The organism is Nonomuraea sp. NPDC005650 (genome assembly GCF_040605375.1).
GTDB lineage: Bacteria > Actinomycetota > Actinomycetes > Streptosporangiales > Streptosporangiaceae > Nonomuraea.
In genome coordinates this window covers 107,357-121,893 of record NZ_JBEXCR010000004.1, presented here as the reverse complement: position 1 = coordinate 121,893, position 14,537 = coordinate 107,357, and the positions used below count along the sequence as shown (strand labels likewise).

Sequence of the window (14,537 nt, the reverse complement as noted above, 5' to 3'; positions counted from 1 at the left end):
TTCTCATTTGATCGCGCCGCTGATGGCGCCGGCCGCGATGTAGCGCTGGGCGAAGATCAGCAGCAGGCCGGCCGGGATGGAGGCGAGCACCGCGGTGGCCATCACCGCGGCCCAGTCCTCGGAGTTCGCGTTGATGTAGTCGTAGATGCCGAGCGTGATGGGCCGGACGTCCTGGGTGCTGGTCAGGGTGAGCGCGAAGAGGAAGTCGCTCCACGCCCTGAGGAAGGTGAAGAGCGCGGCGGTCACGATCGCGTTCCTGCTGATCGGCACGACGATCGAGAGGAACGCCCGGAAGTTGCCCGCGCCGTCCACCAGCGCCGCCTCCACCAGCGCCCTGGGGATCGATCCCATGAACGCGCGGATGAGCAGCACCGCGAACGGGATGTCGCCGGCGGTGTTGGCGAGGATCAGGCCGAAGACGCTGTTGAGCAGGCCCAGCGAGTTGAACAGGGGATAGAGCGCGTTCGCGATGACCATGGCGGGGATCATCTGCGTGACCAGCAGCACCAGCAGGAACGCGTCGGCGCCGCGGCTCCGGAAGCGGGACAGGCCGTAGCCGGCGGGGGCGGCGACGAGCAGCGTCAGCACCACCGTCCCCAGGGCGATGGTCAGGCTCGTGACGAAGTTCGGGCCCTGCTCGGAGATCGCCGTCGCGTACCCGGAGAACGTCAGGTGGATCGGGAGGAAGTCCGTGGTGGCGGCTCCGGAGCTCGACTGGAGGCTGCTGTTGACCATCCAGTAGACCGGGAAGATCATCACCGCCAGGAAGAGGACGCCCAGCACGGTCATGGGCAGCCGGCGCGCGGTCGATGAGCTGTTCATTCGTCGGGCTCCCGGCGTGAGAGGTAGAGGTAGACCATGGCGAAGACGAGCGACACCACGATGAGGATGTTGCTGAGCGCCGCGCCGCGCCCTGCCCGAAGTCGAACTCGACGAACGACTTGTTGTAGGCGTTCGTGGCCAGCGTCTGGGTGGAGTTGGCCGGGCCGCCGCCGGTCAGGCCGAGGATGATGTCGACGACTTTGAGCGTGTAGACGACTCCGAGCACGAGGACGACGCTGACCACGGGCCGGATGCTCGGCCAGGTGATGTGCCTGAACGCCTTCCAGCCGACCGCGCCGTCCAGCGAGCCCGCCTCGTAGAGCTCCCGCGGGACTCCCTGCAGGCCGCTGTAGAGGATCGCGACGTTGAACGGGATCCCGAGCCAGATGTTCACCCCGATGACGCCGGTGAGCGCGAGGCCGGGGCTGACCAGCCAGGGGATCGGATCGACGCCGAACAGGCCGAGGAACTGGTTCAGGACCCCGCTCTCCTGGTCGAGAATCCATTTCCAGACCGCGCTGGAGGCGATCAGCGGCAGCAGCCACGGAAGCAGCAGCAGCGAGCGCAGGAAACCGCTCAGCGGGAAATTGCGCCTGAAGAACAGCGCCAGGGCGAGCCCGATCCCGAATTGGAAGGAGATCGACCCGACCGTGAACAGGGCCGTGTTCACCACGGTGGTCGTGAAAAGGCCGCTCGACAGGGTCGTCACGTAATTGGCCAGGCCGACCCAGGGCGCTTCTCCCGTGTAGAAGGTCGCGGTCGTGTACTCCTGGAAACTCATGACGACGTTCTGCACGACGGGATAGCCGAAGAACACCGCCACGAAGAAGACGGCGGGCAGCGAGAACAGCCACTGCGCGCCACGCCGCATCAGGCGGGCCCTGCGCCGGCCGTCCCTTTCGCGCGGCTTTCCCGTGGCGGCGAGACGGAGGTCAGCCGAGATCACGAGCCACCCCTACTGCTGGTTCTGCGCCTGCTGCAGCGCTTCCGCGGGAGCGGCCTTGCCCGTCAGGGCGGCCTGCACGGCGGTGTAGATCTTCGTGGCCGCCTTCGGCCAGTCGGGCCCGAGAATCGCGGTGCGCGAGCGCGCGGTCTTCACCGCCGTGACGAACGGCGCGATCACCTCGTTGGACTTGCCGAACTCCGCGGCGACGGTCAGGGTCGACGGGATGGTCTGCTCGATCTTCGCCGACTCGAGCTGCTTCTCCGGCGAGGTCAGGCACTTCACGAACTGCCCGGCCTTGCCCATCCTGGTCTTGTCGCCGGTCCGCGGCACCGTGTAGAGCTCACCGCCGAGCGGCGCGACCGTGGTCTGCGACGCCAGCCGCGTGGGGATCGTGAACGCCGCCCACTTCAGGCTCTTCTCCTTCTCCAACTGGGGGATCACCCACGGGCCGTTGACCGCCATCGCGGCCTTGCCGGCGACGAACTGGTTGACCACGTCGCCCTGGCCCCAGTTGACGGAGCTCTTGGAGATCGACCCGTCGTTCTGCAGGTCGACGAGGAACTGCAGCGCCTGCGCGGTCTCCGGGGTGGCGAGGTTCTCCTCGGTGCCGCCGTTGCTCCACATGAACGGCAGGAACTGCCACGAGCCCTCGTAGGTGTTGATGTTGCTCATCGCGAAGCCGTAGCGGTCCCCCTGGGTCAGCTTCTTCGCGGCGGCGCGCAGTTCGTCCCAGGTCTTCGGGGGCGCCGAGATGCCCGCGGCCTCGAACATGTCCTGGTTGTAGAAGACGCTGATGGTGTTCACGGCCGGCGCGAGCCCGTACAGCTTGCCCTCGTACGTGCCCGCCTTCACCACGGCCGGGACCATGCCCTCGCCGTTCAGCCCGTAGTCGGTCAGCGGCGAGAGCGCGCCGGAGGCGGCGATCTGCTGCACGTCGGGGTTGTCGAGCATCAGCACGTCGGGAAGGGTGCGCGAGGAGCTCTGCTGGAGCACCTTGGAGATCAGCCCGGCGCCCGGGAGGTGGTTGATCTTGACCTCGACACCGACGCTCTTCGCGCAGGCTTTGTAGATCGCGTCGTGCGAGGGCTGGTAGTAGTCCTGGACGGTCAGCGATCCGGTGCCGGAGGAGGCCGATCCGCCGCAGGCGGTCAGGGAGAGGGGGACGAGGGCGGCTGCCGCGACGGTTATTTTGGGGCACTTCCGTGCTGTCTTCATGTGAGCTGCTCCTTGCCGGCATTGGGGGGGCGGCATGAGGGGGTTCGCGAGGGCCACTGGCGGATGAGTCACGGAGAGAGAGCCAGGGATGCGGGACGCATCGCTCTCGAGACATGGACAACAGTCGGTAAAGCGCTTAACCGAGCTCGCTTGTGAAGTATGTTGCGCCCATAGCTCAGGGAAGTCAATAACTAGTTAAGCGATTTACCGAGGAAGCCTCGATAGAGTTACGCTGCTCTTCGCGCGTCCTCACGAGGAGGGAGGCAGACAGTCCATGGTCACGATGCGCGACGTCGCCGAGCGAGCCAACGTCTCCATCGCCACGGTCTCCTTCGTCATCAACGGCACCAAGCGGGTCGCCCCGGAGACCAGGGCCCGCATCGAGGCGGCCATCCGGGAGCTGGACTACCGGCGCAACGTCGTGGCCCGCGCGCTGGCCAGCTCGCGCACGCGCATCCTCGCGCTGTTGCACCCCTATCTCGAGGCCCGGCCGATCGCCACGGCGAACCAGTTCCTCATGAGCGCCGCCCACGGCGCCCGCGAGCGCGGCTACGACCTCGTGCTGTGGCCCGTGAACGACGACGAGCAGATGTCCCACCTGCTCGCCGGCGGTCTCGTCGACGGCGCGCTGCTCATGGAGGTCCAGCTCAGAGACCCCCGCGTCGAGCGGCTCATCGCGTCCCGGCTCCCCTTCGCGCTGATCGGCCGGACCGAGGACGAAGAGCTGCCGTTCGTCGACATCGACTTCACCACCACGATCGACCAGGCCGTCGCGCATCTCCGCTCGTACGGCCACCGGCGCATCGCGCTCGTCACCCTGCGCATGAAGCCCTCGGCCGGGTACAAACCCGGCTGGATCATCCGGGCGAAGTCCGCGTACCTGCACGCGATGGCGGCCGCCGGCGAGCCGGCCACCGTCATCACCGTGGAGGGCACGTCGGCCGGCGGGCGGAAGGCCGCACGCCGGCTCAGCGAGGACTTCCCGGAGGTGACGGCCGTCGTCGTGGTGAACGAGGGCGCCTCGGCGGGGCTGGTCAAGGGATCACGAGCGCTCGGCCGCACCGTGCCGGACGATCTGTCGATCGTCTCCGCGGCCACCACCGCCGAGCTCGGCGAGATGATCGAGCCGTCCCTGACCGTGATGACGGCGCCGGCCACCGAGCTGGGCCGTCTCGGCGTGAACGCGCTGATCGACCAGCTCGAAGGCGTCCAGGAGGCCCCTCCGCGCATCCTCATCCCCTGCACGCTGGTGCCGGGCCAGTCGGTCGGCCCCGCACCGGCCTGAGAGCAGGGCTTTGATTATTTTTTCATGACCTGTGTGTATATTTGCCGCATGACGCGAGGACCGAAGATCGCTGATGTCGCGCGGCTGGCCGAGGTCTCCGTCCCGACCGTGTCGCGGGTTCTCAACGGCTCCTCCGGCGTGCGGCCGGAGACCGTGGCCCGGGTCATGCGCGCCGTCAAGGAGCTGGACTACCGGCCCAAGGGCGTGGCCAGGACGCTGATCTCGGGCTCGCGTTCGATGATCGCCGTCATGGCCGCGCACCTCAACCGCTACGGGTACGCGGAGGTGCTGGCCGGCATCGAGCAGACGGCGCGCGACAACGGCTACGCGGTCACCGTCTGCGTGGTCGAGTCCGCCGGCGACGACGTGGAAGGGGCGATCCGGCGCGCGCTCAGCCAGGAGGTCGCCGGTGTCATCGTGATCGACTTCGACGCCCAGGGCGAGCGGGTCATCGGCCGCATGCCGAGCTCGGTGCCGATGGTCGGCGTCACCGGGTTCGACGGCCGCCCGGGGCACGTGCCGTACGCGGTGATGGACGAGCACGCCGGCGGACGCCTGGTCACCGAGCATCTGCTCGACCTCGGGCACGGCACGGTGCACCACGTCACCGAGCCGCCGTTCGGCCGCCCGGCCGGACGGACGGCCGGCTGGCGGGCCGCCCTGGAGGGCCGCGGGATCGAGCCGCCGCCGACCTGGACGGCTGCCTTCGACCCGCGCAGCGGATACGAGATCGGGCTGGAGCTCGCGCACCGCGACGACGTCACCGCCGTCTTCTGCGCGACCGACGTCGTCGCCGCCGCCGTGCTGCGGGCCTTGCGCGACTCCGGCGTGCCGCTGCCCGGCGGCAAGTCGGTGGCGGGCTTCGACGACCAGCCCTTCAGCCGGTTCCTCTCCCCCGCGCTGACCACGGTCGAGCAGGACTTCCAGCGCCTGGGCCGGCTGGCGTTCCGGCAGCTGCTGCACCTGCGCGACGGCCGGTCGCAGCCGCCCGACCTCGTCGTCAGGCCCCGGCTCGTCGTCCGCGAGTCGGCCGCCCGCCCCCACCACTGAAGATCCAGCCAGGAGTGCCATGTCAGCGCCACCCGTCCAGCCGTCACACACCCTGCTGCGGCCGCTGCCCCTCGACCGGGCCCGGCTGGCGGAGGGTTTCTGGGGACGGCTCCAGAGCCTCGGCCGCTCGGCCGTCATCCCGCACGCGGTCGAGTGGATGGAGCGTCTCGGGTGGGTGGCCAACTTCGACCGGGCCGCGAGCGGCGCCCGGTACGAGCACCGCGGGCGAGAGTTCGCCGACTCGGAGATCTACAAGATCATCGAGGCCGTCTCCTGGGAGCACGCCCGCTCGGGCCCCGGCGCGCTCGACCCGATCGCCGACGACCTGGTCCGGCGGGTCGCCGCGGCGCAGGAGCCCGACGGCTACCTGCACACGCTCTTCGGCCGCCCCTGGCAGGCCCCCCGCTACAGCGACTTCACCTGGGGGCACGAACTGTACTGTTTCGGACACCTGATCCAGGCGGCGGTCGCGCACCACCGGGCGTACGGCACCAGGTCGCTGCTCGACGTGGCCGTCCGGCTGGCCGACCACGTCTGCGTCATGTTCGGGCCGGGCGGGCTGAACCGGGTGTGCGGGCACGCCGAGATCGAGGTCGCGCTCGTGGAGCTGTTCCGCACCACCGGTGAGCGCCGCTACCTCGACCAGGCGGCGCTGTTCGTCGAGCGGCGCGGCACGGGGACGCTGCCGCTGATCGAGTTCGGGCGGGCCTTCGCACAGGACGACCTCCCCGTGCGCAAGGCCGACGTGCTGCGCGGGCACGCCGTACGGGCGCTCTACCTGGCCGCCGGGGCGACCGACGTCGCGGTCGAGACCGGCGACCGGGAGCTGCTGGACGCGCTGAGGACCCAGTGGGACAACACCGTCGAACGCCGGACGTACCTCACCGGCGGGATGGGCTCGCACCACATGGACGAGGCCTTCGGCGAGGACCACGTGCTGCCGCCGGACCGCTCGTACTGCGAGACCTGCGCGGGCGTCGCGTCCATCATGTTCAGCTGGCGGCTGCTGCTGGCCACCGGCGACCCGCGCCACGCCGACCTGATCGAGCGCACCCTCTACAACATCGTCGCGACCTCGCCCGGCGACGACGGCCGCTCGTTCTTCTACGCCAACACCCTGCACCAGCGCCACCCGGGCGGCGAGGTCCCGCTCAACGACGACGGCGTGTGCATCCGCGGCGGGTCCGGCCTGCGTCAGCCCTGGTACGAGGTCTCCTGCTGCCCGCCCAACCTCGCCCGCACCCTCGCCGGCCTCGGCGGCTATCTCGCCACGACCACGTCCGACGGCATCCAGATCCACCAGTACGCGTCGGCCGCCATCGACGCCGTCGTGGCCGGCGGGCCGTTCGAGCTGGAGGTCACGACGGACTACCCGCACAGCGGCGTGGTGACGGTCACCGTGCGGCAGGCGCCGGCCGGGCCGGCGTCGATCAGCCTGCGCGATCCGGAGTGGTCCACCGGCACCCGGCTCACCCTCAACGGCGGGCCCGTCGAGCCGGCCGCCGGCGCCACCATGGTGCTGACCAGGACGTGGCAGGCGGGCGACCGGCTGGAGCTGACCCTCGACCTGCGGCCCCGGGTCGTCCGCCCGGACCATCGCGTCGACGCCGTCCGCGGGTGCGTGGCCGTCCAGCGCGGGCCGGAGGTGCTGGCCATGGAGTCGGTCGACCTGCCGCCGTCGTGGGCGCTGGAGGACGCGGCGCTGCTGCCGGACACCGTCACCGCGGACAACGGCTCCGTCGTGGCCACCGCCCGGCACCACCGATCCGGCGAGGACCGCGCCGTGCCCCTGATCCCCTACCGCTCGTGGGCCCGCCGCGGACCGTCGGCCATGCGCGTCTGGATCCCGGAGGCCTCCGGCCGCTCCTGACCGCGTGCTCGCCTACCCGTCGCCTACCCGTCGCCTCCCCGTCGCCTCCCCGTCGCCTCCCCGTCGCCCGCCCCTCGTCTACCCGGCGGCCGCCTTGGCGCGGGCGGCGTCCAGCGCGTCGGCCACCCCCGTGACCTGCTCCGCCGCCGCCGCGACCACCGGGTCGGCGACGGCATGGGACGCACTTCGCTCGGCGATCTGGCGCAGCCGTTCGATCAGCACCGTCCAGGCGGCCTCGCGCCAGGGCACCACGTTGTCCATCAGGTAGTACATCTCGAAGGCCGGCCCGGCCGTGCGGCCCGAATGGGCTGGGCCGGCGGGCCGCCGGGTCAGCTCGGTGCCGAGCGGCCGCAGCACGCTCGCCATCGTCGTGATCGCCGCGCCGATCAGGGCGTCGAGCTCCTCCTCGCTCTCGTCGGTGTGCGTGAAGAAGCGGGTGAGCAGCCACAGGATCGCCTCGTAGGCGAGGTTGCAGAGCTCGGCCAGCGCCAGCGTCCGCGGGTCGCCGATCAGCGGCTGCGGCTCCCGTACGTCGAAGGGCTGGCGGGTGAACGCGCCGAGCGCGGGGTGGGCGGGTTCGAAGGCCGGGTCGGCGGCCCGCAGCGCGTGATATTCCTCCCAGATCTTCAGGAAGCGGCCGTAATGGGCGTCCTGCCAGTCGCCCTGCGCGCCCTCGCCCTGCTCGATGATCTGCTCGATGGCGGCGCACGCCGACGCGAGGTCGGTCACCGCGACCATCTCGGGCCAGCGGAACAGCTCCGGGGTGGCCTGGGCCCGGGGCGAGCCGCAGAACACCTGCTCCTCTCCGTACTTGGCGACCAGAGCGGTCAGGCCGTCCTTGATGCCCCGGTAGAGATGGCCGACCGTGGCGAACTCCTGCGCGCGGGGGAAGATCTCGCCGGACGCGACGGGCTCGGGCGGCGGGTCGCAGGAGATGAACTCGGCGGCGTCGTGCCGCTCCATGCCCTCGGGCCGTTCGAGGTAGAGGAAGTGGGCCAGCGCCGCCTCGCCGAAGGGCAGGAGCCGCAGCTGGATCGTGGGCGGGAACGCGCCGCAGGACTGCGGGAAGTTCGGGCGGCCGAAGGTGGGCGCGGCGCCGATGGCCGACATGAGGTTGGCCACCAGGGCGAGGTGGAGCATCTCCTGCACGGCGATGCCGTGGAGCTCCTGGCGCCAGCGATCGACCGCGGCCTGCTGCTCGCCGGTCAGGCCTTCGGTCTTGAGGCTGAACTCGGCGAAGAGGTACTGGCACATGATCATGTGCTCGAGCTGCGAGGCCTGGACGAGCAGGTACCACACGTGCTCGCGGTGTTCGATCACGATGGGGGGCTCAGTCATGCTTACAGAATTACACAGAGGCCGAGGCGGCGGCAGGCCCACGCCACGCGGGCTTCGCGGCGGCGATCACGCGCTCGCGGGCGCCCTGAGGGTGCGCAGCTCGCCGAGCAGGTCGCGGATCAGCGCCGACCCGGCCAGCTCCCCGGTGGTCACGTAGCCCACGCGGCGCAGCGGGGCGCCGTCGCCGAGCTCGGCCGTGGCCACCTTGGGCGGCGCGTCCACGGTCGACAGCCTCGGTACGATCGCCGCGCCGAGCCCGTGGCCGACCATCGACATGACCACCCCGTCGTCCTCGACCGTGATGTCGCCGGGCGGGATCCACTCCTGCCTGGCCAGCCAGCGCCGGGTCTCCCCCGAGCAGTTCTCGTACCAGTCGATCATGGGCAGCGCGCGCGGATCAGGGTGCCCGGCCGGATGGGCCAGCACGTACGGCTCGGCGTACAGCTCCTTGCTGACCAGGCCCTCCACGTACACCGGCAGCGAGACGACGCCCACGTCGGCGCGGCCGTCGGCCACCTCGCCGGCGATGCCCCTGCCCAGGTCGGGCACGATGCGCACGTCCACGGTGACCCCCGGATGGCGCTGCCCGAACCGCACCAGCACCCTCGGCAGCAGGTGGAAGGCGGCGCTGCGGAAGGCGGCCAGCCGGATGGTGCCGGTGGCCTCGCCGCGGGCGGCGGTGTGCGTGTCGGTCCTCATGACCTCCATGAGCCGCAGGATCCGCCGCGCGTGGCCGACCGCCGTCTCCCCCGCCGCGGTGGCCCGGGCGCCGGCGCGTCCGCGCTGGAACAGCACGGTCCCCATCTTCCGTTCGGCGGCGCGCAGGGCGTGCGAGACGGCCGACTGGGTCAGCCCCAGCCGGGTCCCGGCCGCCGACACGCTGCCCTCGCCGTCCACGGCGACGAGCACGCGAAGTTCGGCCGCGGTCAGATCGTTCACGGGGCGGACAACGTATGAAGGACCTTCATACATTCCGCGCGATGCAGAAACCCTGCCCGCTGGCTGGGCTTTCGCGCCTCCCGTAGCGTCGGGCGCATGAAAGTGATGTGTGCCGAACGGTGTGGCGGTCCCGAGGTGCTGACCCTGGCCGAGGTGCCCGACCCGGTGCCGGGCCCGGGCGAGACCCTGGTGGACGTCGAGGCCGCCGGGCTCAATTTCGCCGACGTCAGGCGGCTCGACGGTTCTTACCTGCCGCCCGAGCTGCCATTCGTGCCGGGCAGCGAGGTCGTGGGCCGCACCGCGGACGGCCGCCGGGTGCTCGCCTTCACCGAGCGCGCCTTCGCGACGAAGGCACTGGTGGGGGCGTCGGTGGAGATCCCCGAGGAGCTGCCCGCGGGCGCCGCGCTGGCGCTGCTGGTGCAGGGGCTGACCGCGTGGCACCTCCTGCGTACGGCGGCGCGGATCGCACCCGGCGAGAGCGTCGTGGTCAACGCGGCGGCCGGCGGGGTGGGCCATCTGGCGGTGCAGCTGGCCAAGGAGTTCGGGGCCGGGCGGGTGATCGGAACGGCGTCCACCGGGGAGAAGCGGGAGCTGGTGCTGGGGTTCGGCGCGGACGCGGCGATCGACGGCGCGGCCGGCGGTTACGCCGAGCGGGTGATCGAGGCCAACGGCGGCGAACCGGTGGACGTGGTGCTGGACGCCGTGGGCGGGCCGGTGTTCGACGCGGCCCTCCAGGCGCTGGCCCCGTTCGGCCGCCTGTTCACGTACGGGACCTCGGGCGGCGAGTCGCCGAAGCCGATCGACCCCGGCTCGCTCAGCCGGCAGAACATCGCGGTGGGCGGCTACTGGCTCGGCGCCCACCTGCGCCGGCCGGGCAGCACCGCCGCCGCGCCGCTGGCCGAGCTCATCGAGCTCACCGTCGCCGGCCGGCTGCGCCCGCTGACGGGCGGGGAGTACGAGCTCGCGCAGGCCGGCCAGGCACTGGCGGACCTGGCCGCCCGCCGTACCGTCGGAAAGGTCATCCTGCGCAATTAGGTAACAGGCGATAAGGGGGCGCGACGGGGGTCCCACGTGCCCACCGCTATTTGTCGTACCGGCGTGGGAGCATGACGCCATGGTGACCTCGAAACAGCCGGTGACGGTCCCGACCGACGCCAGCGTGGACGATTTCCTGGCCGCGGTCTCTGACACACGCCGGCGGGCCGACGCGGAGCGCCTGCGCGCGATCCTGTCCGAGGTGACCGGTGAGCCCGCGGTGATGTGGGGCCCCAGCATCGTCGGCTTCGGCAGCTACCGCTACACCTACGCGAGTGGGCGCACGGGTGACTGGCCCCTGGCGGGCTTCTCGCCACGCAAGCAGCAACTCGTCGTCTATCTGGTGGGCGGGTTCGAGGAGCGGCACGCATCTGTGCTGGCCCGGCTCGGTCCGCACAGGGCCGGTAAGGGATGCCTCTACCTGAAACGGCTCGACGACGTCGACGAGAGCGCGCTGCGCGAGCTCATCGACCGCACGGTGCGGGTGCACAAGGGCGTCGACCGGGCCACCGACCGCGGGCAGCAGCGGTAGCCCATGACTCCGGGCTGAGCCCTTCCGCGAGCTGCCGGCCGTGCTCCGGCAGCTCATCGGCTCCGGCGCCTCAGCCCGCGTCGAGGTCGCGGCGGCGCAGGCCGTACAGGCCGAGGATCGCCAGCACCGCGGCGAGTGCGGTCAGCACCACCGTAGCCACCGGGGCGAAGGACCCCAGCGGGTGCCACGGGAGGTGGGACAGCACCGACGTGTTCACCAGCCACCCCGGCAGGTTCATGTAGGACCCCAGGATCTGCATGAACCCGCTGTACACGAGCACGGCCCAGGCCACCGCGCCCATGGCCCGCGGGGCGAGCCCGAGCAGCGCGGCGGGGACGGCGAGCAGCACCAGCACTTCTGGGGCGCGGACCAGGCTCGACCAGGTGACCTCTCCCACGAGGCCGGGTTCGCCGGTCGACAGGGCGGCGCCGACGCCGAGCGCGGCGCCGTACACCACCGGCAGGACGACCACGGCGAGCGCGGTGACCAGCAGGGACGACCAATACCACGTGGATCTGCCGGTCGGCCCGGCCAGCACGGGGCCGATCAGGCCGCGCACCTCCTCGGCCCTGAGCCGGATGACCGACAGGACCGCGAAGACGCCGGTGTAGAGGGACCCGGTGAACACCATGAGGCTGACCCAGGCCCGCCCGAAGTCCGCGTCGGCGGAGAAGATGGGGAGATCGGTCTGCTCCATCCCCCCGGTCATGCCGCCCAGGACGAGGCCGACGGCGAGGAACGCGGCGCCCCATCCGAGGATGACCCCCTGCTGGAGCCTCAGCGCGAGCGTGAACGACGAGCGCAGCCACGAGGGCGCCGAGGCGCGGCCGGGGCGCGGGGCCACCAAGGAGGCGCCGAGATCCCGGCGGCTCGCCAGGGAGTAGGCGCCCGCGACCAGCAGCCCGGCGAGCAGGACGGAAAGGCCGAGCGGCCACCAGCGCTCGTCGGCCAGCACCCGGGTCTGCTGCGACCAGCCGATCGGCGACAGCCAGAACAGCGGGCCGCCCTCCTGGCTCTGCAGCGCCCCCGCGCCCCGCAGCAACCAGACGACGAAGAGCACGATGCCCGCGAGCCCGTTGGCGCCCCTGGGGTGCTCGGTGACCTGGACGGTGACCGCGGCGACCCCCGCGAACAGCAGCCCGACCGCGGCGAGTGAGGCGCCGAACAGCAGGGCGCTGCCGGCGGGGAACCCGATGCTGATCGTCGCGGCGGTGGTGAGGACCGCGAGCGCGGCGTTGCCGATCACGGCCACGATCAGCGCCCCGGTGAGCTGAGCGTGCCGGCCGACGACGGCCGCCCGGACGAGTTCGGCCCGGCCGGTCTGCTCTTCGGCCCGGGTGTGCCGGGTCACGAGCATCAAGTTCATGATCGCGGCGGCCAGCAGGAACTCCACCCAGTAGGCCGCGAGGAAGTAGCTCTGCGTGGTGACCTCGCCGAACAGGGGGCCGCCGAGCACCCTCATGAAGGAGACGCGGATCATCTGCGAGGCTTCGGCCAGGGCCTCGGGCGTCGGGACGACCGCGTTCACGGCGGCGTAGTAGAAGCGCGGGACGAGGGCCGTGATGGCGACCAGCCAGAGGGTGAGCTTGATCCGGTCGCGGCGCAGCGCCAGCCGTACCATCGCGCCGGTGCCGGTCAGGTGGCTGCTCGCCGATATCGATCCGGTACGGCCGCGCACCGGGGAAACCGTGGTGGTCACGCCGCCTCCTTGCGCGCGTAGTGCCGGAGCATGAGCTCCTCCAGCGTCGGCGGGTGGCTGACCAGCGAGGTCAGGCCGAACGTGGTCAGGTGCCGGATCGCGGCGTCGAGGTGCTGGGCGTCGACGCCGAACCGCACGCTCCGGCCGTCGATCTTCGCGTCGTGGATGCCCGGCAGCCGGTCGAGGCCGGTGACCGGGGCGGCGGTCTCGGCCGCGACCGTCGTCCGGGTCAGGTGCCGCAGCTGCGCCAGCGTCCCCGACTCCACGGCCTTGCCGTCCCGGATGATGGTGATCCGGTCGGCGAGCGTCTCGACCTGGGCGAGGATGTGGCTGGACAGCAGGACGGTGCGGCCGCCGGCGGCGGCCTCGGCGACCACCTGCTGGAAGACCGCCTCCATCAGCGGGTCCAGCCCGCTCGTGGGCTCGTCGAGGATCAGCAGCTCCACGTCGGCGGACAGGGCGGCGACGAGGGCGACCTTCTGGCGGTTGCCCTTGGAGTAGGTCCGTGCCTTCTTCTTGGGGTCGAGCTCGAACCGCTCGATCAGCTCGTTCCTGCGCTGCTCGTCGAGCCCGCCGCGCAGCCGGCCGAGCACGTCGACGGCCTCGCCTCCGGTGAGGTTGGGCCACAGCTCGACGTCGCCCGGCACGTACGCCAGCCGCCGGTGCAACGCGACGGCGTCGGCCCAGGGGTCGCCGCCCAGCAACCTGGCGCTGCCGGAGGTGGCCCGGATCAGGCCCAGCAGGATGCGGATGGTGGTGCTCTTGCCGGCCCCGTTCGGGCCGAGGAAGCCGTGCACCTCTCCTACGTTCACGGTGAGGTCGAGGCCGTCGAGGGCGCGCGCCGGCCCGTAGGCCTTGACGAGCCCGGAAATGGCGATGGCAGGGGTCATGGGGTTTCTCCGAATTGTGCCGCTGGTGGGACCGGCCCGCCCCAGCTGCGTGCGGGGCGGCGGCCCGGTCAGGTGAGGGGGCCAGTGATGCGCGCGTCGAATTCGCGGTCCGAGAGGGACCTGTTGAGCTGCAGGAGCGCTTCGGCCTGCCAGCCGACGACGTAGCGGGTCTCCGGCCGGTCCGACTCGACGGCCTCCCAGATCGTCGCCGCGACGACGCCGGGGTCGGTGGCCTGGTCGCCGCGGTGGCCCGCCGGCGCCTCGGCGGCGCCTGCCATGGCCTCGGCCATCTTCCGGTAGGCCCCGCCTCCGGAGATCTCCCGAAGCTGCCGCGCCGTCCCGGCCTCGAAGTCGGTCCTGATGATGCCGGGCTGGATGACGACGACGTCGATGCCGAACTGCGCGGTCTCCATGCGGAGCGTGTCGGAGAAGGCTTCCAGGGCGTGCTTGGAGGCGTAGTACCAGGCGCCGAGCGGGAGGGCGACCTCCCCGCCGATCGACGACACGTTGACGATCGTGCCCGATCCCCGCTGCCGCATCCCCGGCAGCACCAGCTGGGCCAGCCGGGCCGCGGCGAACACGTTGACCTCGAACAGGTCTCGCGCCATGGCCAGCGGCGTGTCCTCGACGGCGCCATGGACGACGGCTCCGGCGTTGTTCACCAGGACGTCGATGCGCCCGCACTCGTCCAGGACGGTGTCGACGGCCTGTTTGAGGTCTTCTTCTCTGGTCACGTCCACCGGCAGCGTGCGGCCCCCCGCGTCGCGCAGTTCCGCCATCCTGTGCACCCGCCGCGCCGCCCCGTAGACGAAGTGGCCGGCGTGCAGGAGCTGGAGCGCGGTGGCGTGGCCGATGCCGGATGAGGCACCGGTCACGAGGCATACTTTGGCAACCATGCCAGGGTCCCCCTCGGGTT

At 71.4% G+C, this 14,537-nt stretch carries 12 protein-coding genes and 1 pseudogene; 5 read left to right on the top strand and 8 right to left on the bottom strand.

Translation table 11 applies throughout. The features are described from left to right. Window positions 1-3: 3 nt before the first annotated feature. From ABZS69_RS08490 to ABZS69_RS08480, 3 genes and pseudogenes are all read right to left on the bottom strand, one after another. Window positions 4-822: a carbohydrate ABC transporter permease gene (locus tag ABZS69_RS08490; RefSeq protein WP_355368633.1), complete on the bottom strand. Its 819-nt coding sequence runs from the start codon at window positions 820-822 to the stop codon at window positions 4-6. 175 nt (window positions 823-997) lie between these two features. Continuing rightward, window positions 998-1,603: pseudogene (locus ABZS69_RS08485) on the bottom strand (sugar ABC transporter permease); the annotation flags it as partial. Window positions 1,604-1,777: 174 nt separating this feature from the next. Next, window positions 1,778-2,983 carry a sugar ABC transporter substrate-binding protein gene (locus ABZS69_RS08480; protein ID WP_355368631.1) on the bottom strand — a complete coding sequence of 402 codons (1,206 nt, stop codon included), beginning with the start codon at window positions 2,981-2,983 and terminating at the stop codon, window positions 1,778-1,780. Window positions 2,984-3,257: 274 nt separating this feature from the next. Between ABZS69_RS08480 and ABZS69_RS08475 the strand changes: the two genes are divergently transcribed. From ABZS69_RS08475 to ABZS69_RS08465, 3 genes are read left to right on the top strand one after another with little or no spacing between them, the layout of a single operon-like run. Then, window positions 3,258-4,268, top strand: a complete 1,011-nt coding sequence (locus ABZS69_RS08475; RefSeq protein ID WP_355368629.1) for a LacI family DNA-binding transcriptional regulator — start codon at window positions 3,258-3,260, stop codon at window positions 4,266-4,268. Between the two features lie 48 nt (window positions 4,269-4,316). Continuing rightward, window positions 4,317-5,318, top strand: a complete 1,002-nt coding sequence (locus tag ABZS69_RS08470) for a LacI family DNA-binding transcriptional regulator (protein ID WP_355368627.1) — start codon at window positions 4,317-4,319, stop codon at window positions 5,316-5,318. A 19-nt stretch (window positions 5,319-5,337) separates the two neighbouring features. Then, window positions 5,338-7,188, top strand: coding sequence for a beta-L-arabinofuranosidase domain-containing protein (locus ABZS69_RS08465; RefSeq protein ID WP_355368625.1), 1,851 nt, complete (start codon window positions 5,338-5,340; stop codon window positions 7,186-7,188). 78 nt (window positions 7,189-7,266) lie between these two features. Here ABZS69_RS08465 and ABZS69_RS08460 read toward each other — a convergent pair whose 3' ends face one another. Together ABZS69_RS08460 and ABZS69_RS08455 are read right to left on the bottom strand one after the other, a co-directional pair. Then, complete coding sequence (locus ABZS69_RS08460; RefSeq protein WP_355368623.1) at window positions 7,267-8,526, bottom strand: ferritin-like protein; 1,260 nt, start codon at window positions 8,524-8,526, stop codon at window positions 7,267-7,269. Window positions 8,527-8,592: 66 nt separating this feature from the next. Continuing rightward, on the bottom strand, window positions 8,593-9,465 hold the full coding sequence (locus tag ABZS69_RS08455) for a LysR family transcriptional regulator (RefSeq protein ID WP_355368621.1): 873 nt from the start codon (window positions 9,463-9,465) through the stop codon (window positions 8,593-8,595). Between the two features lie 96 nt (window positions 9,466-9,561). Here ABZS69_RS08455 and ABZS69_RS08450 point away from each other — a divergent pair, with 96 nt between their 5' ends. Next, window positions 9,562-10,500, top strand: coding sequence for a zinc-binding dehydrogenase (locus tag ABZS69_RS08450; protein WP_355368619.1), 939 nt, complete (start codon window positions 9,562-9,564; stop codon window positions 10,498-10,500). A 79-nt stretch (window positions 10,501-10,579) separates the two neighbouring features. After that, window positions 10,580-11,032, top strand: a complete 453-nt coding sequence (locus tag ABZS69_RS08445) for a DUF1801 domain-containing protein (protein ID WP_355368618.1) — start codon at window positions 10,580-10,582, stop codon at window positions 11,030-11,032. 70 nt (window positions 11,033-11,102) lie between these two features. On the opposite strand, the gene ABZS69_RS08440 is transcribed toward ABZS69_RS08445, so the two are convergent. The 3 genes from ABZS69_RS08440 to ABZS69_RS08430 all read right to left on the bottom strand — a co-directional run bounded on the left by ABZS69_RS08440 (window position 11,103) and on the right by ABZS69_RS08430 (window position 14,517). Continuing rightward, on the bottom strand, window positions 11,103-12,731 hold the full coding sequence (locus tag ABZS69_RS08440; RefSeq protein WP_355368616.1) for a hypothetical protein: 1,629 nt from the start codon (window positions 12,729-12,731) through the stop codon (window positions 11,103-11,105). Then, window positions 12,728-13,621, bottom strand: a complete 894-nt coding sequence (locus tag ABZS69_RS08435; RefSeq protein WP_355368614.1) for an ABC transporter ATP-binding protein — start codon at window positions 13,619-13,621, stop codon at window positions 12,728-12,730. The genes ABZS69_RS08440 and ABZS69_RS08435 overlap by 4 nt, the downstream gene beginning before the upstream one ends. Before the next feature lie 68 nt (window positions 13,622-13,689). Next, complete coding sequence (locus ABZS69_RS08430) at window positions 13,690-14,517, bottom strand: oxidoreductase (RefSeq protein ID WP_355368612.1); 828 nt, start codon at window positions 14,515-14,517, stop codon at window positions 13,690-13,692. Between the last annotated feature and the right edge of the window lie 20 nt (window positions 14,518-14,537).